The sequence below is a fragment of the Microbacterium alkaliflavum genome (assembly GCF_044325405.1).
GTDB lineage: Bacteria > Actinomycetota > Actinomycetes > Actinomycetales > Microbacteriaceae > Microbacterium > Microbacterium alkaliflavum.
Genome location: NZ_JBIQWL010000033.1, coordinates 1 through 794, shown reverse-complemented (window position 1 = coordinate 794; position 794 = coordinate 1). Strand labels below are relative to the sequence as shown.

Annotated in this window: 1 protein-coding gene; it reads left to right on the top strand. The window is 66.1% G+C overall.

The features are described from left to right. Positions 1-794 (top strand): glycoside hydrolase family 68 protein (locus tag ACH3VR_RS23330; protein WP_397558735.1); only part of this gene is annotated, 794 nt, incomplete at both ends.

Here is a 794-nt window from a genome sequence, read left to right as displayed (position 1 = left end):
CACGTGTTCGCGAAGATCGGCTACTTCTACCGTCCCGCCGGCATCCCCGCCGACCAGCGCCCCGTCAACGGCGGCTGGACCTACGGCGGCCTGGTGTTCAAGGACGGCGTGACCGGGCAGATCTTCGACGACAAGTCCTACAGCCACCAGACCCAGTGGTCGGGCTCGGCGCGGGTGTCCAAGAACGGCGAGATCAAGCTGTTCTTCACCGACGTCGCGTTCTACCGCAACCCCGACGGCAGCAACCGCAAGCCCTACGACCCCCGCATCGCGCTCAGCGTCGGCAAGGTGCACGTGGGCGCGAAGGGCGTCACCTTCACCGGGTTCAACAAGGTCACCTCGCTGCTGCAGGCCGACGGCACCTACTACCAGACCGGCGCGCAGAACGAGTTCTTCAACTTCCGCGACCCGTTCACCTTCGAAGACCCCGCCCACCCCGGTGAGACCTACATGGTGTTCGAGGGCAACTCCGGCATGCCGCGCGAGACCGCGACCTGCAACGCCGGCGACCTCGGCTACCAGCCCGGCGACCCGCACGCCGAGACCGTCGACCAGGTCAACGCGTCCGGCGCGACCTACCAGATCGGCAACATCGGTCTCGCGAAGGCGAAGAACAAAGACCTCACCGAATGGGAGTTCCTGCCCCCGATCCTGTCGGCCAACTGCGTCACCGACCAGACCGAACGCCCCCAGTTCGTCATCAAGGACGGCAAGTACTACCTGTTCACCATCAGCCACCGCAGCACCTTCGCGGCAGGCCTGGACGGACCCGAGGGCGTGTACGGCTTCGTCGG